Annotated in this window: 21 protein-coding genes; 20 read left to right on the top strand and 1 reads right to left on the bottom strand. The window is 56.0% G+C overall.

Features of this window, described 5'->3' with window-relative positions; genetic code table 11:
* Position 1: 1 nt before the first annotated feature.
* Complete coding sequence (gene dnaA / locus CKW23_RS18120; RefSeq protein ID WP_025257772.1) at positions 2-1,531, bottom strand: chromosomal replication initiator protein DnaA; 1,530 nt, start codon at positions 1,529-1,531, stop codon at positions 2-4.
* Positions 1,532-2,116: 585 nt separating this feature from the next.
* Between dnaA and rpmH the strand changes: the two genes are divergently transcribed.
* The 20 genes from rpmH to CKW23_RS18020 all read left to right on the top strand — a co-directional run bounded on the left by rpmH (position 2,117) and on the right by CKW23_RS18020 (position 20,510).
* Entirely contained in the window at positions 2,117-2,251 is a 135-nt protein-coding gene (gene rpmH, locus CKW23_RS18115; protein ID WP_002551315.1) for a 50S ribosomal protein L34, read from the top strand.
* Between the two features lie 16 nt (positions 2,252-2,267).
* Complete coding sequence (rnpA, locus tag CKW23_RS18110; protein WP_025257771.1) at positions 2,268-2,669, top strand: ribonuclease P protein component; 402 nt, start codon at positions 2,268-2,270, stop codon at positions 2,667-2,669.
* A complete protein-coding gene (gene yidD / locus CKW23_RS18105) occupies positions 2,662-2,907 on the top strand; it encodes a membrane protein insertion efficiency factor YidD (protein WP_038399718.1) in 246 nt (81 codons plus the stop codon). The genes rnpA and yidD overlap by 8 nt, the downstream gene beginning before the upstream one ends.
* A 2-nt stretch (positions 2,908-2,909) precedes the next feature.
* The gene (gene yidC / locus CKW23_RS18100) at positions 2,910-4,595 is read left to right on the top strand and encodes a membrane protein insertase YidC (RefSeq protein ID WP_025257770.1); all 1,686 of its coding nucleotides are present in this window, start codon (positions 2,910-2,912) and stop codon (positions 4,593-4,595) included.
* A 78-nt stretch (positions 4,596-4,673) separates the two neighbouring features.
* Positions 4,674-6,044 (top strand): tRNA uridine-5-carboxymethylaminomethyl(34) synthesis GTPase MnmE, encoded by a 1,371-nt coding sequence (gene mnmE / locus CKW23_RS18095; RefSeq protein WP_095068089.1) that lies wholly within the window; start codon positions 4,674-4,676, stop codon positions 6,042-6,044.
* 583 nt (positions 6,045-6,627) lie between these two features.
* Positions 6,628-8,520, top strand: a complete 1,893-nt coding sequence (gene mnmG / locus CKW23_RS18090) for a tRNA uridine-5-carboxymethylaminomethyl(34) synthesis enzyme MnmG (protein ID WP_025262624.1) — start codon at positions 6,628-6,630, stop codon at positions 8,518-8,520.
* Positions 8,517-9,161 carry a 16S rRNA (guanine(527)-N(7))-methyltransferase RsmG gene (gene rsmG / locus CKW23_RS18085; protein ID WP_025262623.1) on the top strand — a complete coding sequence of 215 codons (645 nt, stop codon included), beginning with the start codon at positions 8,517-8,519 and terminating at the stop codon, positions 9,159-9,161. The genes mnmG and rsmG overlap by 4 nt, the downstream gene beginning before the upstream one ends.
* Before the next feature lie 18 nt (positions 9,162-9,179).
* Positions 9,180-9,971 (top strand): ParA family protein, encoded by a 792-nt coding sequence (locus tag CKW23_RS18080; protein ID WP_025262622.1) that lies wholly within the window; start codon positions 9,180-9,182, stop codon positions 9,969-9,971.
* A 9-nt stretch (positions 9,972-9,980) separates the two neighbouring features.
* The gene (locus CKW23_RS18075) at positions 9,981-10,853 is read left to right on the top strand and encodes a ParB/RepB/Spo0J family partition protein (RefSeq protein WP_025262621.1); all 873 of its coding nucleotides are present in this window, start codon (positions 9,981-9,983) and stop codon (positions 10,851-10,853) included.
* A 146-nt stretch (positions 10,854-10,999) separates the two neighbouring features.
* Positions 11,000-11,407: a F0F1 ATP synthase subunit I gene (locus CKW23_RS18070; protein WP_025262620.1), complete on the top strand. Its 408-nt coding sequence runs from the start codon at positions 11,000-11,002 to the stop codon at positions 11,405-11,407.
* Between the two features lie 16 nt (positions 11,408-11,423).
* Positions 11,424-12,293 (top strand): F0F1 ATP synthase subunit A, encoded by an 870-nt coding sequence (gene atpB, locus CKW23_RS18065; protein WP_025262619.1) that lies wholly within the window; start codon positions 11,424-11,426, stop codon positions 12,291-12,293.
* Between the two features lie 153 nt (positions 12,294-12,446).
* On the top strand, positions 12,447-12,704 hold the full coding sequence (gene atpE / locus CKW23_RS18060; RefSeq protein ID WP_002555987.1) for a F0F1 ATP synthase subunit C: 258 nt from the start codon (positions 12,447-12,449) through the stop codon (positions 12,702-12,704).
* A 57-nt stretch (positions 12,705-12,761) separates the two neighbouring features.
* Entirely contained in the window at positions 12,762-13,232 is a 471-nt protein-coding gene (locus CKW23_RS18055; RefSeq protein ID WP_025262618.1) for a F0F1 ATP synthase subunit B, read from the top strand.
* Positions 13,233-13,244: 12 nt separating this feature from the next.
* Positions 13,245-13,781: a F0F1 ATP synthase subunit delta gene (locus CKW23_RS18050; RefSeq protein ID WP_025262617.1), complete on the top strand. Its 537-nt coding sequence runs from the start codon at positions 13,245-13,247 to the stop codon at positions 13,779-13,781.
* Positions 13,782-13,802: 21 nt separating this feature from the next.
* Positions 13,803-15,347 (top strand): F0F1 ATP synthase subunit alpha, encoded by a 1,545-nt coding sequence (atpA, locus tag CKW23_RS18045; RefSeq protein ID WP_025262616.1) that lies wholly within the window; start codon positions 13,803-13,805, stop codon positions 15,345-15,347.
* Positions 15,348-15,397: 50 nt separating this feature from the next.
* Positions 15,398-16,258 (top strand): F0F1 ATP synthase subunit gamma, encoded by an 861-nt coding sequence (atpG, locus tag CKW23_RS18040; RefSeq protein WP_025262615.1) that lies wholly within the window; start codon positions 15,398-15,400, stop codon positions 16,256-16,258.
* Between the two features lie 27 nt (positions 16,259-16,285).
* Entirely contained in the window at positions 16,286-17,662 is a 1,377-nt protein-coding gene (gene atpD / locus CKW23_RS18035; protein WP_025262614.1) for a F0F1 ATP synthase subunit beta, read from the top strand.
* A gap of 44 nt (positions 17,663-17,706) precedes the next feature.
* Entirely contained in the window at positions 17,707-18,132 is a 426-nt protein-coding gene (locus CKW23_RS18030; RefSeq protein WP_025262613.1) for a F0F1 ATP synthase subunit epsilon, read from the top strand.
* Between the two features lie 109 nt (positions 18,133-18,241).
* Positions 18,242-19,609 (top strand): bifunctional UDP-N-acetylglucosamine diphosphorylase/glucosamine-1-phosphate N-acetyltransferase GlmU, encoded by a 1,368-nt coding sequence (gene glmU / locus CKW23_RS18025; protein WP_025262612.1) that lies wholly within the window; start codon positions 18,242-18,244, stop codon positions 19,607-19,609.
* A gap of 133 nt (positions 19,610-19,742) precedes the next feature.
* Positions 19,743-20,510, top strand: coding sequence for a DeoR/GlpR family DNA-binding transcription regulator (locus CKW23_RS18020; RefSeq protein WP_095068088.1), 768 nt, complete (start codon positions 19,743-19,745; stop codon positions 20,508-20,510).
* Positions 20,511-20,512 lie beyond the last annotated feature (2 nt).

The raw sequence follows: 20,512 nt of genomic DNA, 5'->3' as shown, positions 1-20,512 counted from the left end.
ATCATGTAGTCAGAGTCCGCAGCAGGTTCTTGTAGTCCTCGCGGATATCCGCGTCGGATTCCTTGAGTTCGTTGATCTTGCGGCATGCATGCAAAACGGTCGTATGGTCACGACCGCCGAATACATCGCCAATTTCCGGAAGACTGTGGTTCGTCAGCTCTTTGGAAAGCGCCATCGCCACCTGACGTGGACGGGCAACAGAACGGGAGCGACGCTTGGACAACAGGTCGGAGATTTTGATCTTGTAATACTCGGCGACAGTACGCTGAATGTTATCCACACTCACGAGTTTGTCCTGCAACGCCAACAAATCTTTCAGAGACTCACGAATCAGTTCGATCGTGATATCCCGGCCCATGAAGTGCGAGTGAGCGATGACACGCTTGAGTGCGCCTTCGAGTTCACGGACGTTGGAGCGAATGCGCTGCGCAATGAAGAATGCAGCGTCATGAGGTAATTCGACCTTGGCCTGATCGGCTTTCTTCATCAGGATCGCAACGCGGGTTTCCAGCTCCGGCGGCTCGACGGCCACAGTAAGCCCCCAGCCAAACCTGGATTTCAGACGCTCTTCCAGGCCTTCGATCTCTTTGGGGTAGCGGTCACTGGTGAGAATGACCTGCTGTCCGCCTTCGAGCAGTGCGTTGAAGGTGTGGAAAAACTCTTCCTGGGAACGCTCCTTACGGGCGAAGAACTGAATGTCATCGATCAGTAAGGCATCGACCGAGCGATAGAAACGCTTGAATTCGTTGATCGCGTTCAGTTGCAGCGCCTTGACCATGTCGGCCACGAAACGCTCCGAGTGCAGATAGACAACCTTCGCATTCGGGTTCTTCTTGAGCAGGTGGTTGCCCACGGCATGCATCAAGTGAGTCTTACCCAGACCGACGCCACCATAAAGGAAGAGCGGGTTGTAGCCATGCTTGGGATTATCCGCAACCTGCCAGGCCGCAGCACGGGCCAGCTGGTTGGATTTACCTTCGACGAAGTTTTCAAAGGTGAACGTACGGTTCAGGTAACTGGTGTGCTTGAGCGCACCTTCAACCTGGACAGTACGCTGCTCGGCCCGCGCCGGAGCCTGCTGCGAACTGGCGCCCGCCATCGGATCGAAACTGTCACGCGAAGGCTCGTCATGAGTCTCGGCGTTCTGAACTGCAGGAGCCGGCGCAGGAGCAGCCACCACTGGAGCGGCAACAGGTGTTGAAACGCTGCTGACGTTATTGGCTGACAACGCTTGCGAAGCGGCAGCAGCCAATGGGGCATTGGGTGCCGCACGCGGAGCCGAGCTGCGCTTGCTGCCTATTAATAAGGAAAGGGCAGGCGCCATTCCCTGGCCGTGCTCGCCCAGAAGCTCAAGCAGACGGCTCAGATACTTTTCGTTAACCCAATCGAGAACGAAACGGTTCGGCGCATATACACGCAACTCGTCGCCTTCGGCTTCGACCTGTAGCGGACGGATCCAGGTGTTGAATTGCTGGGCAGGCAGCTCATCGCGCAAAAGCTCCACGCACTGCTGCCAAAGTTCCACTGACACGGATATCCCCTAAGTCGAAAGCCGGTGAGGCAAAAACATACGCCATTGTAACGATCAGACGCCGACTTATCCACATGTAGGTTGCTCACAAACAAGGAGAAACCCGGCTTTTATTCGTTGAAAAGGCGACAGACGGTAGCGGGATAAGCCCTGTGGATAAACCGGCTTCAGCTCATTGCATAAGTCACGGTGAAACTCTGTGGATAACCAGCCTGTGGATAACAAGGCATTCCATACACAGCTTTTCCGAGGTCACCGCACAGGCAGGACACCGTTTCTCGACAGTCTTTTGATCTTCTGTACACATTGATTTTAGAGGCTTTGGAGTAGTTATCCACAGATAGCGTCGCCCCTAGTCTTTATAAGCTCTACAGAAAAGCTTTAAATATTCCTTCTTTTTATTTCTATAACTGATTTCTCTCAGGCAACCCTCGAACCGGGTGAGGAATACGTAATGAGCTGTAAGGAAGTAGATAAAGGAAAAGCTGGTTGGAAATTGACCTGCACGCTTGCTTTCTCTAGAATCCCCGGTCTCTTAAAACGGGGGCCATTCCGGCCCGTAGTGGACGAACCAGGTAACACGCCATGAAACGTACTTTCCAACCCAGCACAATCAAGCGCGCCCGCACCCACGGTTTCCGTGCCCGTATGGCCACCAAGAACGGCCGTGCAGTCCTGTCGCGTCGTCGCGCCAAAGGCCGTAAGCGTCTGGCAGTTTGATAAATCGGCACTGGTGGTGAGTCGAGACTTCAGTCGGGAAAAGCGTTTGCTGACTCCCCGGCATTTCAAGGCAGTCTTTGACTCCCCTACCGGCAAGGTTCCGGGGAAAAATCTCCTGCTCCTTGCTCGCAACAACGACCTTGATCATCCCCGTCTAGGGCTGGTAATAGGTAAAAAGAGCGTAAAACTCTCCGTTGAGCGAAACCGCTTGAAACGCCTCATGCGCGAATCATTTCGCCAACACCAGGATAATCTGGTCGGTTGGGATATCGTGATCGTCGCGCGTAAGGGTCTGGGTGACATAGAAAACCCGGAATTGATTCAGCATTTCGGCAAGCTCTGGAAACGTCTGGCGCGTAGCCGACCCACTCCAGAAGCAAAACCCGAAACTGCAGGGGTAGACAGTCCAGATGCGTAAACTGGCACTCGTTCCGATCCAGTTTTACCGCTATGCCATTAGCCCGCTGATGGCCAGTCACTGTCGTTTCTACCCCAGTTGCTCCTGCTATGCGTATGAAGCCATCGATAATCATGGCCTTTTACGCGGCGGCTGGCTGACACTTCGTCGTTTGGGCCGCTGTCATCCGTGGAATCCCGGTGGTTATGACCCGGTTCCACCTGTCCCCACCTCCCGTTCTTCTTCGATGGCCGAGTAATCATGGATATTAAACGCACGATCCTGATCGTCGCCCTGGCAATCGTGACCTACGTCGGGGTTCTGAAATGGAACCAAGACTACGGCCAGGCTGCCATGCCGACCCAGAATGTTGCAGCCAGCACAACCGCACCGGCTATACCGGATACGGCTGCTGGTACTAATGGTTCTGCAAATGCCGATGTTCCAAGTGCTACAGCGACCAATGTCGCAGCGCCTCTGGAAACGCCAGTCGCACCGAGCAAGGACCTGATTCAGGTCAAGACCGACGTGCTCGATCTGGCGATCGATCCGGTAGGTGGTGACGTGGTTCAACTTCGTCTTCCCCTGTATCCACGTCGTCAGGACCGCCCGGATGTTCCATTCCAGCTGTTCGACAATGGTGGCGAGCGTACTTTTCTGGCACAAAGTGGCCTGACCGGTACCAACGGACCTGATGCACGTGCTGCCGGTCGTCCGGTTTATTCGTCTCCACAGAAGACTTATCAACTGAACGATGGCCAGAACGATCTGGTCGTCGAGCTGAAATTCGCTGATAACGGCGTCAATTACATCAAGCGTTTCACCTTCAAACGTGGCCTGTACGATGTTGTTGTCACCTACGTTGTGGATAACCAGAGTGCTCAGCCATGGGCGGGCAATCTGTTTGCACAACTGAAGCGCGATGCCAGTTCCGATCCGTCTTCGACCACTGCCACTGGCACTGCCACCTACCTGGGTGCTGCCTTGTGGACAGCTGCAGAGCCGTACAAAAAAGTGTCGATGAAAGATATCGACAAGGCTCCGCTGAAAGAAACAGTCCAGGGTGGCTGGGTTGCATGGCTCCAGCATTACTTCGTGACGGCCTGGATTCCAAGCCATGGCGACAGCAACGCTGTTCAGACACGTAAAGACAGCCAGGGCAACTACATCATCGGCTTCACTGGCCCGACCCTGTCGGTTGCTGCCGGTGGCAAAGGTGAAACCAGCGCTACGTTGTATGCAGGTCCGAAAAGCCAGGCGGTACTCAAAGAGTTATCCCCAGGCCTGGAACTGACTGTCGATTACGGCATCCTGTGGTTCATTGCCCAGCCGATCTTCTGGCTGCTGCAACATATCCACGCCATTGTGGGTAACTGGGGCTGGTCGATCATCTTCCTGACCATGCTGATCAAAGGCCTGTTCTTCCCTCTGTCGGCTGCCAGCTACAAATCCATGGCGCGCATGCGTGCCGTAGGTCCGAAGCTGACCGCGCTGAAAGAACAGTTTGGCGATGATCGTCAGAAGATGTCCCAGGCAATGATGGAGCTGTACAAGAAAGAAAAGATCAACCCGCTGGGTGGATGCTTGCCAATTCTTGTCCAGATGCCGGTTTTCCTTGCGCTGTACTGGGTACTCCTGGAAAGCGTGGAAATGCGTCAGGCTCCATGGATGCTGTGGATAACCGACCTGTCGATCAAAGACCCGTTCTTTATCCTGCCGATCATCATGGGCGCGACCATGTTCATCCAGCAGCGTCTGAACCCGACTCCGCCGGATCCGATGCAGGCCAAGGTCATGAAAATGATGCCAATCATCTTCACGTTCTTCTTCCTGTGGTTCCCTGCCGGTCTGGTTCTGTACTGGGTTGTGAACAACACCCTGTCGATTGCACAGCAGGCCTACATCACTCGCAAGATCGAAGCGGCTACCAACAAAGCTGCTGCCTGATCTAACCTGTGAACACGTTTTACAAAGCGCCCCCTCGTGGGGCGTTTTGCTATCTGTCAGTTGCCCAGGAGCCGGACCATGAACGTCCCTCGTGAAACCATCGCCGCCATCGCCACCGCTCAAGGTCGCGGTGGTGTTGGCATCGTGCGTATATCCGGGCCTTTGGCGAGCAAGTCTGCCCAGGCAATCATTGGACGCACGCCAAAACCACGATTTGCCCATTACGGTCCTTTCGAGGATGAAACAGGGCAGGTCATCGACGAAGGAATCGCGCTTTATTTTCCAGGGCCCAATTCCTTTACCGGTGAAGATGTCCTGGAGCTTCAGGGCCACGGCGGTCCCATTGTTCTGGATATGTTGCTGCAGCGCTGCCTGCAGCTGGGCAGTCGTCTGGCGCGGCCGGGAGAATTCAGCGAGCGTGCTTTCCTTAACGACAAGCTGGATCTGGCCCAGGCCGAAGCCATTGCGGACCTGATCGAAGCCAGTTCTGCACAGGCTGCACGTAATGCGCTGCGCTCCTTGCAGGGTGTTTTTTCCCATCGTGTGGATAACTTGACCGAAAAGCTGATCAGCCTGCGGATCTATGTGGAGGCGGCCATCGACTTTCCCGAGGAAGAAATCGACTTCCTTGCCGATGGCCACGTGCTGAGCATGCTCGATGACGTGCGTGACGAGTTATCCACAGTGCTGCGCGAAGCAGGGCAGGGTGCATTGCTGCGTGACGGCATGACCGTGGTGATTGCCGGCCGCCCCAATGCCGGTAAATCCAGCCTGCTCAACGCCTTGGCAGGTCGAGAGGCCGCGATCGTCACCGAGATTGCCGGCACCACACGGGATGTGCTGCGCGAACATATCCACATAGACGGCATGCCGCTGCATGTCGTGGATACAGCAGGCCTGCGCGATACCGACGATCAGGTAGAGATCATCGGTGTACAACGTGCTCTCAAGGCCATTGGCGAGGCAGACCGCATCTTGCTGGTCGTCGACGCGACTGCGCCGGAGGCATCCGATCCTTTCGCCCTGTGGCCTGAATTCCTGGAACAACGTCCTGATCCAGCCAAGGTTACGCTGATCCGTAACAAAGCCGATCTCAGCGGCGACCTGATTGGCCTGGAAACCAGTGCCGATGGCCATGTCACGATCAGCCTGAGCGCCAAGGCCGGTGGAGAAGGCCTGGAACTGCTGCGTGAACACCTCAAAGCCTGCATGGGTTATGAACAGACCTCTGAAAGCAGCTTCAGCGCACGTCGACGCCATCTTGAAGCGCTGCGCCATGCCAGTGACTTCCTGGAACATGGCCGCGCACAACTGACACTGGCGGGCGCAGGCGAGCTATTGGCCGAAGACCTGCGTCAAGCTCAGCAGGCGCTGGGTGAAATTACCGGAGCCTTCAGCTCGGACGATCTGCTTGGCAGGATCTTCTCAAGCTTCTGCATCGGTAAATAATTCCGCACACACGGCTCGAACAGCCCGGTGCAATGCCGGGCTTGCATCTCAGACCTCACAACAAAGCCCTCGATCAGCCTCTCTTACCCACAAAGGGAAGCCTTGCTGTGCCTCCCTCGCTACCGCCAGTCGCTCAGACAACACAATCCTGTGTGCCCTCAGCCTGTGAATTGTCCCTTCCGGAAGCAATTTATCTGAATTAAGCCCTGTGAATAACTGCTTCTGAGCTCAGTTGATAACTGGGGTCGAAAGCTGAAGATAAACCCGTCTGTGGACAAGTGGTCATTTAATCCACAGGCTCAAGACGGTTATCCAAAGGCCTCAATGGCACATGAACACAGACTTTTGAATCGCTGTACATATTGATTTATATAGCCTGTAGAACCTTATCCACAGAAAGGTTGCTCAGTAAGAATAAACATAAAAACAAGGTTTTATAAGATTTCTTTCCTTTTTAATTTCTTTATTCGCCAGTTTTCCACAGCTGGTTAAATTTTGTGCAACGGGTTTCTTTCAGGTGGGTGTATTCCCTATACTTGTCAGCTATCCCAATTTCCCATCGACAACAGGCACGAGGTGCGTGGTGGATTTCCCTTCCCGTTTTGAAGTGATCGTCATCGGTGGCGGTCATGCCGGTACCGAGGCCGCACTTGCGTCGGCACGCATGGGTGTCAAAACCCTATTGCTGACGCACAACGTGGAAACGCTCGGTCAGATGAGCTGTAACCCTGCTATTGGCGGTATTGGCAAAAGTCATCTGGTCAAGGAAATCGACGCCCTTGGCGGTGCGATGGCAATGGCTACCGATAAAGGCGGCATCCAGTTCCGTGTATTGAACAGCCGCAAAGGGCCAGCAGTACGAGCGACACGTGCCCAGGCAGACCGTGTTCTGTACAAGGCAGCCATTCGCGAAATTCTCGAAAACCAGCCGAACCTGTGGATATTTCAACAATCCTGTGACGACCTGATCGTCGAACAGGACCAGGTTCGCGGTGTCGTCACGCAAATGGGCTTGCGTTTCATGGCCGACTCCGTGGTTTTGACCACAGGTACCTTCCTGGGCGGACTTATCCACATCGGTATGCAGAACTATTCCGGTGGTCGCGCTGGAGATCCGCCTTCGATTGCCCTGGCAAAACGGTTACGTGAACTGCCGCTGCGCGTCGGTCGACTGAAAACCGGAACACCGCCACGCATCGATGGCCGTTCTGTGGATTTCTCAGTGATGACAGAACAACCGGGCGATACGCCTATCCCGGTCATGTCGTTCCTGGGTTCAAAGGAGCAGCATCCAGAGCAAGTCAGTTGCTGGATTACGCATACCAACGCCCGGACCCACGAAATCATTGCCTCCAACCTTGATCGTTCACCGATGTATTCCGGTGTCATCGAAGGTATCGGCCCGCGCTACTGTCCTTCGATCGAAGACAAGATCCACCGTTTTGCCGACAAGGAAAGCCACCAGGTCTTCATCGAGCCTGAAGGTCTGACTACCCACGAGCTTTATCCGAACGGTATTTCGACTTCGCTGCCATTCGACGTGCAACTGCAGATCGTTCGCTCGATTCGTGGCATGGAGAACGCGCACATCGTTCGCCCTGGCTACGCCATCGAATACGATTACTTCGATCCTCGCGACCTGAAGTACAGCCTGGAAACCAAAGTCATCGGCGGTTTGTTTTTCGCAGGCCAGATCAACGGCACCACTGGCTACGAAGAGGCCGGTGCACAAGGTCTGCTGGCCGGAACCAACGCTGCGCTTCGTGCACAGGGCAAGGAAAGCTGGTGCCCACGCCGTGATGAAGCGTACATCGGCGTGCTGGTTGACGACCTGATTACCCTCGGCACACAAGAGCCGTACCGGATGTTCACATCCCGTGCCGAATACCGTCTGATCCTGCGTGAAGACAACGCCGATTTGCGTCTGACGGAAAAAGGTCGCGAACTGGGTCTGATCGACGATGCCCGCTGGGCAGCGTTCTGCACCAAGCGTGAAAATATCGCGCTGGAAGAACAGCGCCTGAAAAGTACCTGGGTCCGTCCTGGCACAGAGCAGGGCGATGCGATTGCTGCCCATTTCGGCACGCCGCTGACCCACGAATACAATCTGCTCAACCTGCTGACTCGTCCGGAAGTCGATTATGCGAGCCTGATTTCCCTTACCGGTCAGGGTTGCAGCGACCCTCAAGTCACCGAGCAGGTCGAGATCAAGACCAAATACGCCGGTTACATCGAGCGTCAGCAGGATGAAATTGCCCGTCTGCGGGCCAGCGAAGATACAAAACTGCCGGAAGACATCGATTACACGACGATTTCCGGTCTGTCGAAAGAGATTCAAGGCAAGCTGGGGATAACTCGTCCCGAGACCCTGGGACAGGCATCGCGTATTCCTGGTGTAACGCCGGCGGCGATTTCCCTGTTGATGATTCACTTGAAAAAACGCGGCGCGGGCCGTCAGTTGGAGCAAAGCGCTTGAGTTCTATGGTGACTGCGCAGCATGCTCAGGAATTATCCACAGGAGCCCGGGAACTGGGTGTGGATCTGAGTGAAAAACAGCATGGCCAGTTGCTGGCTTACCTCGAGCTGTTGATAAAGTGGAACAAAGCCTACAACCTGACGGCTGTACGCAATCCGGACGAGATGGTTTCGCGGCATTTGCTCGACAGCCTGAGCGTCGTACCCTTCATCGAAGGACCACGCTGGCTGGACGTTGGTAGCGGTGGCGGAATGCCCGGCATTCCCTTGGCTATCATGTTTCCAGAGATGAAGGTTTCGCTTCTGGACAGCAATGGCAAGAAAACCCGGTTCCAGACTCAGGTCAAACTTGAGCTGAAACTCGACAACCTCGAAGTTATCCACAGCCGTGCAGAAGCTTATCAGCCAGATGCACCGTTCACGGGGATTGTTTCCCGGGCGTTCAGCAGTCTGGAAGACTTTACCGGGTGGACTCGCCACATGGGCGACACCGATACACGTTGGCTGGCAATGAAAGGGCTGCATCCGACCGATGAACTGGTAGCATTGCCGGCAGACTTTCATCTCGATAGCGCACAAGCCTTGACCGTTCCAGGTTGCCAAGGCCAACGCCATCTGCTGATACTGCGCCGCACGGCATGACTGGGAACACAAGCAAGAATGGCTAAGGTATTCGCGATAGCGAACCAGAAAGGTGGTGTGGGTAAAACCACCACCTGTATCAACCTCGCAGCGTCACTGGTTGCAACCAAGCGCCGCGTGCTGTTGATCGATCTCGACCCTCAGGGCAACGCGACCATGGGCAGCGGTGTGGATAAACACACCCTGGAAAACTCGGTTTACGACTTGCTGATCGGTGAATGCGATCTGGCCGAGGCGATACAGTTTTCCGAACATGGCGGTTATCAACTGCTGCCGGCCAACCGTGACCTTACGGCTGCCGAAGTGGTGTTGCTGGAAATGCAGATGAAGGAAAGCCGCTTGCGCAATGCGCTGGCGCCGATCCGGGAAAACTACGATTACATTCTCATCGACTGCCCGCCGTCGCTGTCGATGCTGACCCTCAATGCCCTGGTGGCCTCCGATGGGGTCATTATCCCCATGCAGTGCGAGTACTTTGCGCTGGAAGGTCTCAGCGACCTTGTGGATAACATCAAGCGCATCGCAGAACTGCTCAACCCTCAACTGAAAATCGAAGGGTTGCTGCGCACGATGTACGACCCGCGCCTGAGCCTGATCAACGATGTTTCCGCGCAGCTCAAGGAACATTTCGGCGATCAGCTCTACGACACGGTCATCCCGCGCAACATCAGGCTCGCCGAGGCGCCGAGCTTCGGCATGCCGGTGCTGGCCTATGACAAGGCTTCTCGCGGTGCGCTGGCTTACCTGGCCCTGGCGGGTGAACTGGTACGTCGTCAACGTCGCAGCTCGAAAGCCGCGCAGCCAACCTAAGGAATTCCCATGGCCGTCAAGAAACGAGGTCTCGGACGTGGGTTGGACGCACTTCTGAGCAGTCCAACCGTCAGTTCGCTGGAAGAACAGGCCGTCAAGATCGATCAGCGTGAGCTGCAGCATGTCCCTCTGGATCTCATCCAGCGTGGCAAGTACCAGCCGCGCCGCGATATGGATCCCCAGGCGCTGGAAGAACTTGCCCTGTCGATCAAGTCCCAGGGCGTCATGCAGCCGATCGTGATCCGTCCGATTGGCGACAACCGCTATGAAATCATCGCCGGTGAGCGTCGCTGGCGTGCCAGCCAGCAGGCGGGCGTAGAGACAATTCCGGCCATGGTCCGCGAAGTCTCGGATGAAAACGCCATCGCCATGGCGCTGATCGAGAACATCCAGCGCGAAGATCTGAACCCCATTGAAGAAGCGATGGCGTTGCAGCGCTTGCAGCAGGAGTTCCAGCTGACTCAGCAGCAGGTCGCCGATGCGGTGGGCAAGTCGCGCGTCAGCGTGGCCAACCTGTTGCGTCTGATTGCGTTGCCTGAGGTCATCAAGACCATGCTGTCCCACGGTGACCTGGAAATGGGTCATGCCCGTGCATTGCTCGGTTTGCCTGAAGAAAGGCAGGTCGAAGGTGCGCGACATGTTGTCGCACGTGGCCTTACTGTGCGTCAGACCGAAGCCCTTGTCAGGCAGTGGCTCAGTGGCAAGCCGGCTCCTGTCGAGGCAGTAAAGACTGACCCCGATATCAGTCGGCTGGAACAGCGTCTCGCCGAGCGGCTGGGCTCTGCAGTCCAGATTCGTCATGGGCAGAAGGGAAAAGGGCAATTAGTCATCCGTTACAACTCGCTGGATGAGTTGCAAGGTGTGCTCGCCCACATTCGCTGAAACAATTGCTCTGTAGCGTATAGTCGGAAATCACTACCTTACGGTTGAATAGGGGCTTAACCGCCCCTATACTCTGCGCGCATTTTGTCGGCACAAATTATGCCAAGTTATTGCTTGTGGCGACCGACATTCAAGGAGCAGTTGCGATGGAATCACGCATGCCAGACCGCTTGCCGTTCCATCGGCTGGCGGTTTTTCCGGTATTGCTGGCTCAATTGATTGTCCTGCTGCTGGCCGCTCTGGCGCTCATGCAGTGGAATGGAGTCGTAGCGGGATATTCAGGGCTGTGCGGTGGCCTGATAGCGTGGCTGCCCAATTTGTACTTTGCTCACAAGGCTTTCCGGTTTTCCGGGGCCAGAGCAGCGCAAGCAATCGTCCGGTCATTTTATGCCGGCGAGGCAGGCAAACTGATTTTGACGGCAGTGCTTTTTGCATTGACGTTCGCAGGTGTGAAGCCATTGGCGCCGCTGGCTGTATTCGGCGTGTTCATGTTGATCCAGGTGGTCAACTGGTTCGCTCCCCTGCTAATGAGAACAAGACTTTCGAGACCTTAGGGCGTTTGAGGCAAAAATGGCAGAGCAAACAGCTTCGGGCTATATCCAGCACCACTTGCAGAACCTGACATTCGGTCAGCTACCCAACGGCAGCTGGGGCTTTGCCCATACCGCAGCAGAAGCAAAGGAAATGGGCTTTTGGGCTTTCCACGTCGATACTCTCGGCTGGTCGGTCGCACTGGGCCTGATTTTCGTTCTTATCTTCCGTATGGCGGCCAAGAAGGTAACTTCCGGCCAGCCTGGCGCTCTGCAGAACTTCGTCGAAGTTCTGATCGAGTTCGTCGATGGCAGCGTGCGGGACAGCTTTCACGGCCGTAGCGCGGTGATCGCTCCCCTGGCCCTGACCATTTTCGTCTGGGTATTTCTGATGAACGCCGTCGACCTGGTTCCGGTTGACTGGATTCCTCAGTTGGCGATGCTGATCTCGGGCGACGAGCACATTCCTTTCCGTGCTGTTCCGACCACTGACCCGAATGCCACCCTGGGCATGGCTCTGTCGGTCTTCGCACTGATCATTTTCTACAGCATCAAGGTCAAGGGCATCGGTGGTTTCATCGGCGAACTGACCCTTCACCCGTTCGGCAGCAAGAACATCTTCGTTCAGGCTCTGCTGATTCCGGTGAACTTCCTGCTTGAATTCGTGACACTGGTAGCCAAGCCGATTTCGCTGGCACTGCGTCTGTTCGGCAACATGTACGCTGGCGAGCTGGTATTCATCCTGATCGCGGTCATGTTCGGCAGCGGCCTGCTCTGGCTCAGTGGCCTGGGTGTGGTTCTGCAATGGGCGTGGGCTGTCTTCCACATCCTGATCATCACCCTGCAAGCGTTCATCTTCATGATGCTGACCATCGTTTACCTGTCGATGGCTCACGAAGATAACCATTAAGATTCGCCATCCGGCGCATCTGATGACCCTCTTGCCATTGGTGAGAGGGAGCCGCAAGCGGGAAACCGCAAGGGCTGATGTAACAAACGATTTTGCTTTACCGCTTTAATCTAAGAAAACCTAACCAATACGACGTAAAAGTCGGGAGGAAAGATGGAAACTGTAGTTGGTCTAACCGCTATCGCTGTTGCACTGTTGATCGGCCTGGGCGCACTGGGTACTGCAATCGGTTTCGGCCTGTTGGGCGGTAAGTTCCTGGAAGGCGCAGCGCGTCAGCCAGAAATGGTTCCAATGCTGCAAGTTAAAATGTTCATCGTTGCGGGTCTGCTCGACGCCGTTACCATGATCGGTGTTGGTATCGCTCTGTTCTTCACCTTCGCGAACCCCTTCGTTGGTCAGCTCGCTGGCTAATCGCTCGAATTTTCGAGTTGATTGGTGTGATGGACAACGAACGAGCGAGGTGTTGGCGTGAATATTAATGCAACCCTGATTGGCCAGTCCGTTGCGTTCTTCATCTTTGTGCTGTTCTGCATGAAGTTCGTGTGGCCTCCGGTCATCGCGGCTTTGCACGAACGTCAGAAGAAGATCGCGGATGGACTGGACGCTGCTACACGAGCAGCTCGCGACCTGGAGCTGGCCCAAGACAAAGTGGGTCAACAACTGCGCGAAGCTAAAGCTCAAGCAGCCGAGATCATTGAGCAAGCCAAGAAACGCGGTACACAGATTGTCGACGAAGCCCGTGAACAGGCTCGCGTTGAAGCTGACCGTGTGAAGGCTCAGGCTCAGGCCGAGATCGAGCAGGAACTGAACAGTGTCAAAGACGCTCTGCGCGCCCAGTTGGGTAGCCTGGCAGTCAATGGCGCCGAGAAGATCCTGGGTGCCACAATCGATCAAAACGCGCACGCGGAGCTGGTTAACAAACTGGCAGCTGAAATTTAAGCGAGGGCGATCATGGCAGAACTGACCACGTTGGCCCGACCTTACGCTAAGGCGGCCTTCGAGCACGCGCAGGCCCACCAGCAACTGGCCAATTGGTCAGCCATGCTCGGCCTGGCTGCTGCGGTGTCGCAAGACGACACCATGCAGAGCCTGCTCAAGGCCCCGCGACTGACGAGCGCACAAAAGGCCACCACTTTTATTGAAGTGTGTGGCGACAAGTTCGATGCCAAGGCACAGAATTTCATCCACGTCGTTGCTGAAAACGACCGTCTCCCGCTTCTGCCGGAGATCGCCGAACTGTTCGACCTGTACAAGGCCGAGCAGGAAAAATCGGTCGATGTGGATGTCACCAGTGCTTTTGCATTGAACCAAGAACAGCAAGACAAACTCGCCAAGGTTCTCAGTGCACGGCTCGGCCGGGAAGTGCGCCTGCATGCTGCGGAGGATGCCACCCTTATCGGTGGTGTCGTTATCCGCGCCGGCGACCTGGTTATCGATGGCTCAGTTCGCGGCAAGATCGCGCAACTAGCCGAAGCATTGAAATCTTGAGTTTGAAGGGGCAGCAGAGCAATGCAGCAACTCAATCCTTCCGAAATAAGTGAAATCATCAAGGGTCGCATCGAGAAGCTCGATGTAACCTCCCAAGCCCGCAACGAAGGCACCGTCGTCAGCGTGTCTGACGGTATCGTGCGGATTCACGGTCTTGCCGACGTAATGTACGGCGAAATGATCGAGTTTCCGGGCGGCGTCTTCGGTATGGCGCTGAACCTTGAGCAAGACTCTGTCGGTGCCGTTGTACTGGGCGCCTACACGACTCTGGCTGAAGGCATGAGCGCCAAGTGCACCGGCCGCATCCTCGAAGTTCCGGTTGGTAAGGAACTGCTGGGTCGCGTTGTCGACGCACTGGGCAACCCTGTTGACGGTAAAGGTCCGCTGAACAACACCGAGACCGATGCGGTCGAGAAAGTTGCTCCAGGCGTGATCTGGCGTAAGTCGGTCGACCAGCCAGTGCAAACTGGCTACAAGGCCGTCGACGCAATGATTCCAGTCGGCCGTGGCCAGCGTGAGCTGATCATCGGTGACCGCCAGATCGGTAAAACCGCCATGGCAATCGACGCGATCATCAACCAGAAAAACAGCGGCATCTTCTGCGTCTACGTTGCAGTTGGTCAGAAGCAATCGACCATCGCCAACGTTGTTCGCAAGCTCGAAGAAAACGGTGCACTGGCTAACACCATCATCGTTGCTGCAAGTGCTTCCGAATCCGCTGCGCTGCAATTCCTTGCACCGTACTCGGGTTGCACCATGGGCGAGTACTTCCGTGACCGCGGTGAAGACGCGCTGATCGTTTATGACGATCTGTCCAAGCAAGCAGTGGCTTACCGCCAGATTTCCCTGCTGCTGCGCCGTCCACCAGGCCGTGAAGCCTACCCAGGTGACGTGTTCTATCTCCACTCCCGTCTGCTGGAGCGCGCATCGCGTGTTTCCGAAGAGTACGTAGAGAAGTTCACCAACGGCGCAGTGACCGGCAAAACCGGTTCCCTGACTGCACTGCCGATCATCGAAACCCAGGCTGGCGACGTTTCCGCGTTCGTTCCGACCAACGTGATTTCCATCACCGACGGTCAGATCTTCCTGGAATCGGCCATGTTCAACTCCGGCATCCGTCCGGCAGTGAACGCCGGTGTTTCGGTATCCCGTGTAGGTGGTGCCGCACAGACCAAGATCATCAAGAAGCTTTCCGGTGGTATCCGTACCGCTCTGGCTCAGTACCGTGAACTGGCGGCATTCGCCCAGTTCGCTTCTGACCTGGACGAAGCGACCCGCAAGCAGCTTGAGCATGGTCAGCGCGTTACCGAGCTGATGAAGCAGAAGCAATACGCGCCGATGTCCATCGCTGATATGTCGTTGTCCCTGTATGCCGCTGAACGTGGCTTCCTGGTGGACATCGAGATTCCAAAAATCGGCAGCTTCGAGCAGGCTCTGATTGCTTACTTCAACCGCGATCACGCCGACTTGATGGCGAAGATCAACGTGAAGGGTGACTTCAATGACGAAATCGACTCTGGCCTCAAAGCCGGTATCGAGAAGTTCAAGGCCACCCAAACCTGGTAAGCCGCAGCGGGAGCCGAGAGGTTCCCGCTTGCTAACCTGATAGGTGTTACATGGCAGGCGCAAAAGAGATTCGCAGCAAGATTGCGAGCATCAAAAGCACGCAAAAGATCACCAGCGCCATGGAAAAAGTGGCGGTCAGCAAAATGCGCAAGGCTCAGTCGCGCATGGCTGCTAGCCGTCCTTACGCGGAGCGCATCCGTCAGGTGATTGGTCATCTTGCCAACGCCAACCCGGAGTATCGCCACCCGTTCATGATCGAGCGCGAAGTAAAGCGTGTCGGTTATGTCGTAGTGAGCAGTGACCGTGGTTTGTGCGGTGGCCTGAACACCAACCTGTTCAAGGCTTTGGTCAAGGACATGGCGGTAAACCGTGAAAACGGCGTAGAGATCGATCTGTGCGTGGTCGGCAGCAAAGGTGCGGCATTTTTCCGCAACTTCGGCGGTAACGTCGTCGCTGCGATCAGCCACCTGGGCGAAGAGCCGTCGATCAATGACCTGATCGGCAGCGTCAAGGTGATGCTGGATGCCTACCTGGATGGTCGAATTGATCGCCTGTCCGTGGTATCCAACAAGTTCATCAACACCATGACCCAGCAGCCAACGGTGGAGCAATTGATTCCGCTGGTGGCAACCCCGGATCAGAAACTCAAGCACCACTGGGACTATCTCTACGAACCCGATGCCAAAGAGCTGCTTGACGGCTTGATGGTTCGCTACGTTGAGTCGCAGGTGTACCAGGCGGTGGTCGAGAACAACGCTGCTGAACAAGCTGCGCGGATGATCGCGATGAAGAACGCCACAGACAACGCCGGTGATTTGATCAGCGATTTGCAGCTGATCTACAACAAGGCGCGTCAGGCAGCGATCACCCAAGAGATCTCGGAAATCGTCGGCGGCGCTGCCGCGGTTTAACGGTTCAAATATTAGAGGAACCAGCTAATGAGTAGCGGACGTATCGTTCAAATCATCGGCGCCGTGATCGACGTGGAATTCCCACGCGATAGCGTACCGAGTATCTACAACGCGCTGAGTGTACAAGGCGCGGAAACCACTCTTGAAGTTCAGCAGCAGCTGGGCGACGGCGTGGTTCGTACCATTGCAATGGGTTCGACCGAAGGCTTGAAGCGCGGTCTGAACGTCAATGACAGCGGCGCAGCCATTTCCGTACCGGTCGGTAAAGCGACTCTGGGCCGGATCATGGACGTCCTGGGCAACCCGATCGACGAAGCCGGTCCTATCGGTGAAGAAGAGCGTTGGGGCATTCACCGTCCTGCGCCGTCCTTCGCTGAACAGGCGGGTGGCAACGATCTGCTGGAAACAGGCATCAAGGTTATCGACCTGGTTTGCCCGTTCGCCAAGGGCGGTAAAGTCGGTCTGTTCGGTGGTGCCGGTGTAGGCAAAACCGTAAACATGATGGAACTGATCCGTAACATCGCCATCGAGCACAGCGGTTATTCCGTGTTCGCCGGTGTGGGTGAGCGTACTCGTGAGGGTAACGACTTCTACCACGAGATGAAGGACTCCAACGTTCTGGACAAAGTGGCACTGGTTTACGGTCAGATGAACGAGCCACCGGGAAACCGTCTGCGCGTTGCTCTGACCGGCCTGACCATGGCCGAGAAGTTCCGTGACGAAGGTAACGACGTTCTGCTGTTCGTCGACAACATCTATCGTTACACCCTGGCCGGTACCGAAGTATCCGCACTGCTGGGCCGTATGCCTTCCGCAGTAGGTTACCAACCGACCCTGGCTGAAGAGATGGGTACTCTGCAAGAGCGCATCACTTCCACCAAAAACGGTTCGATCACCTCGATCCAGGCGGTATACGTACCAGCGGACGACTTGACCGACCCGTCGCCAGCGACCACGTTCGCCCACTTGGACGCAACGGTCGTACTGTCCCGTGACATCGCCTCCCTGGGTATCTACCCAGCGGTAGATCCACTGGATTCGACTTCGCGCCAGCTGGACCCGAACGTCATCGGCCAGGAACACTACGACACCGCTCGCGGCGTTCAGTACGTGTTGCAGCGTTACAAAGAGCTGAAAGACATCATCGCGATCCTGGGTATGGACGAGCTGTCGGAAACCGACAAGCAGTTGGTAAACCGTGCTCGTAAGATCCAGCGCTTCCTGTCGCAGCCGTTCTTCGTGGCTGAAGTCTTCACGGGTGCATCGGGTAAATACGTTTCCCTGAAAGACACCATTGCTGGCTTCAAAGGCATCCTCAACGGTGACTACGACCACCTGCCAGAACAAGCGTTCTACATGGTCGGCGGCATCGAAGAAGCGATCGAGAAAGCCAAGAAACTGTAATCCCGGCGCCCGGCAACGGGCGCTAATCAGGTTGAGGCAAGCAAATGGCTATGACAGTCCATTGCGACATCGTCAGCGCGGAAGGGGAAATCTTCTCCGGTCTGGTCGAGATGGTGATTGCGCACGGTAACCTGGGTGATCTCGGTATCGCTCCAGGCCACGCGCCTCTGATCACCAATCTGGTCCCGGGCCCGATCCGCTTGATCAAGCAGGGTGGGGAAGCCGAGGTGTTCTACATCTCTGGTGGTTTCCTCGAGGTTCAGCCGAACATGGTCAAGGTGCTTGCCGATACTGTGCAACGTGCTGCCGACCTGGACGAAGCTTCTGCTCAGGCCGCCGTCAAGGCTGCCGAGAAGGCCCTGAACGAAAAAGGCGCGGACTTCGATTACGGATCTGCAACTGCTCGTCTGGCCGAGGCTGCAGCTCAGCTGCGCACCGTTCAGCAAATTCGCAAGAAGTTCGGCGGCTAACCCTGCTGGCTTTAATGCGCGATTGAGTAAAAGGGTAGCCTCGGCTACCCTTTTTCTTTTTTCCGAATCAGTCCGTTCCGGGCTGGTTGCCGCTCAGTTGGTAGTCCTCATGTCTCTCGATATCGTTATTCTTGCCGCTGGCCAAGGTACCCGGATGCGTTCGGCCTTGCCTAAAGTCCTGCACCCTGTTGCAGGTAACTCCATGCTTGGTCATGTTATCCACAGCGCACGACAGTTATCCCCAAATGGCATTCATGTGGTGATCGGTCATGGCGCCGATGCCGTACGCGAACGCCTGGCAGCGGATGACTTGAATTTCGTCATGCAGGACAAGCAACTGGGGACAGGCCACGCAGTTGCCCAGGCAGTACCGCACCTGAGCGCTGATACCGTGCTGATTCTTTACGGTGATGTACCGCTGATCGAGGTTCAGACCCTGCAGCGTCTGCTGGCACTGGTCACCCCGCAGCAGTTGGGCCTGCTGACTGTGACGCTGGACGATCCGACAGGCTATGGCCGCATCGTTCGCGACGCCGAGAACCGGGTCTGTGCCATTGTCGAGCACAAGGATGCCAGCGAAGCCCAGAAGGCGATCAACGAAGGCAATACCGGCATTCTTGCAGTGCCTGGCAAGCGTCTGGCCGACTGGCTCGGGCGTCTGTCCAATAACAACGCCCAGGGCGAGTATTACCTGACGGACGTCATCGCCATGGCAGTCAGTGACGGCCTGGTGGTTGCCACCGAACAGCCTCACGACGCAATGGAAGTGCAGGGCGCCAATGACCGCAAGCAATTGGCGGAACTGGAGCGTCACTATCAGTTGCGTGAAGCCCGTCGTGTGATGGCTGCCGGTGTGACCCTGCGTGACCCGGCACGTTTCGACGTGCGTGGCGAGGTGACGGTTGGCCGCGATGTGCTGATCGATATCAACGTGATTCTTGAAGGTCGCGTAATTATTGAAGATGACGTGGTTATTGGCCCGAACTGCGTCATCAAGGACAGCACCCTGCGCAAAGGTGTCGTGCTCAAGGCCAACAGCCACATCGAAGGCGCGATTCTGGGCGAGGGCAGTGACGCGGGTCCATTCGCTCGCCTGCGTCCTGGCAGTGTTCTGGGGGCCAAGGCCCATGTGGGTAACTTTGTCGAACTCAAGAATGCTCACCTTGGCGATGGCGCAAAAGCCGGCCACCTGACTTATCTGGGCGATGCCGAGATCGGTGCGCGCACCAACATCGGTGCCGGGACCATCACCTGCAACTACGATGGTGCCAACAAGCACAAGACCATCCTGGGTGAGGACGTCTTCATCGGCTCCAACAACTCGCTGGTTGCACCTGTGGATATCTCTTCAGGAGCCACCACTGCAGCGGGTTCCACCATCAACCAGAACATTCCTGCCGAACAGTTGGGCGTTGCTCGTGCACGCCAGCGCAACATCGAAGGCTGGAAGCGCCCGGTGAAGGTCAAGAAGCCATAAGGTTATCCACAGGAGCGCATTTACTCGCGAAACCTCTTCATTCGCGAATGAATTCGCTCCTACGGCTTGACCCGGTTCCGATAATAAGGTTTTATTGCTTTCGTTATCTTTTGAATCGAAACTTAAAGCCAAAATGTCGAAACGTAATACGCCTCAACGTCGCCATAATATTCTCGCCTTGCTCAATGAGCAGGGCGAAGTCAGTGTCGATGATCTGGCCCAGCGCTTTGAAACTTCGGAAGTTACGATTCGAAAGGATCTGGCCGCTCTCGAAAGCAATGGCTTGCTGCTACGCCGTTACGGTGGCGCAGTCACCTTGCCCCATGAATTGATTGCCGAAAGCAGCCAGCCTGTTTCTCGATACAAGCAGGCCATTGCCCGGGCGGCAGTGACGCGAATTCGCGAACATGCCCGCATCATTGTGGACAGTGGCAGCACCACCGCTGCGCTGATCCCCGAACTCGGTGCCCAACCGGGCCTGGTGGTGATGACCAACTCCCTGCATGTAGCTCGCGCCCTGGCCGAGCTTGAGCATGAGCCGGTGCTGTTGATGACCGGTGGAACCTGGGACCCGCACTCCGAATCCTTCCAGGGACAGGTAGCCGAGCAGGTTCTGCGCTCCTACGACTTCGATCAGTTGTTCATTGGTGCCGACGGCATCGATCTGATTCGCGGTACCACCACCTTCAATGAGTTGCTGGGACTGAGCCGGGTCATGGCTGAAGTCGCCCGGGAAGTGGTGGTCATGGTCGAAGCCGACAAAGTCGGTCGCAAGATTCCCAACCTGGAACTGCCCTGGAGCAGTATCCATACCCTTATCACAGATGAGCGCCTGCCCGATGAGGCACGCGAACAGATAAAAGCCCGCGGCATTACCCTGATTTGTGCCGCTGTCAGCTAGGA

Origin of the sequence: Pseudomonas sp. Irchel 3A18 (genome assembly GCF_900187465.1) — a bacterium.
Taxonomy (GTDB): domain Bacteria; phylum Pseudomonadota; class Gammaproteobacteria; order Pseudomonadales; family Pseudomonadaceae; genus Aquipseudomonas; species Aquipseudomonas cichorii.
This window is presented reverse-complemented; position numbering and strand designations above follow the sequence as displayed.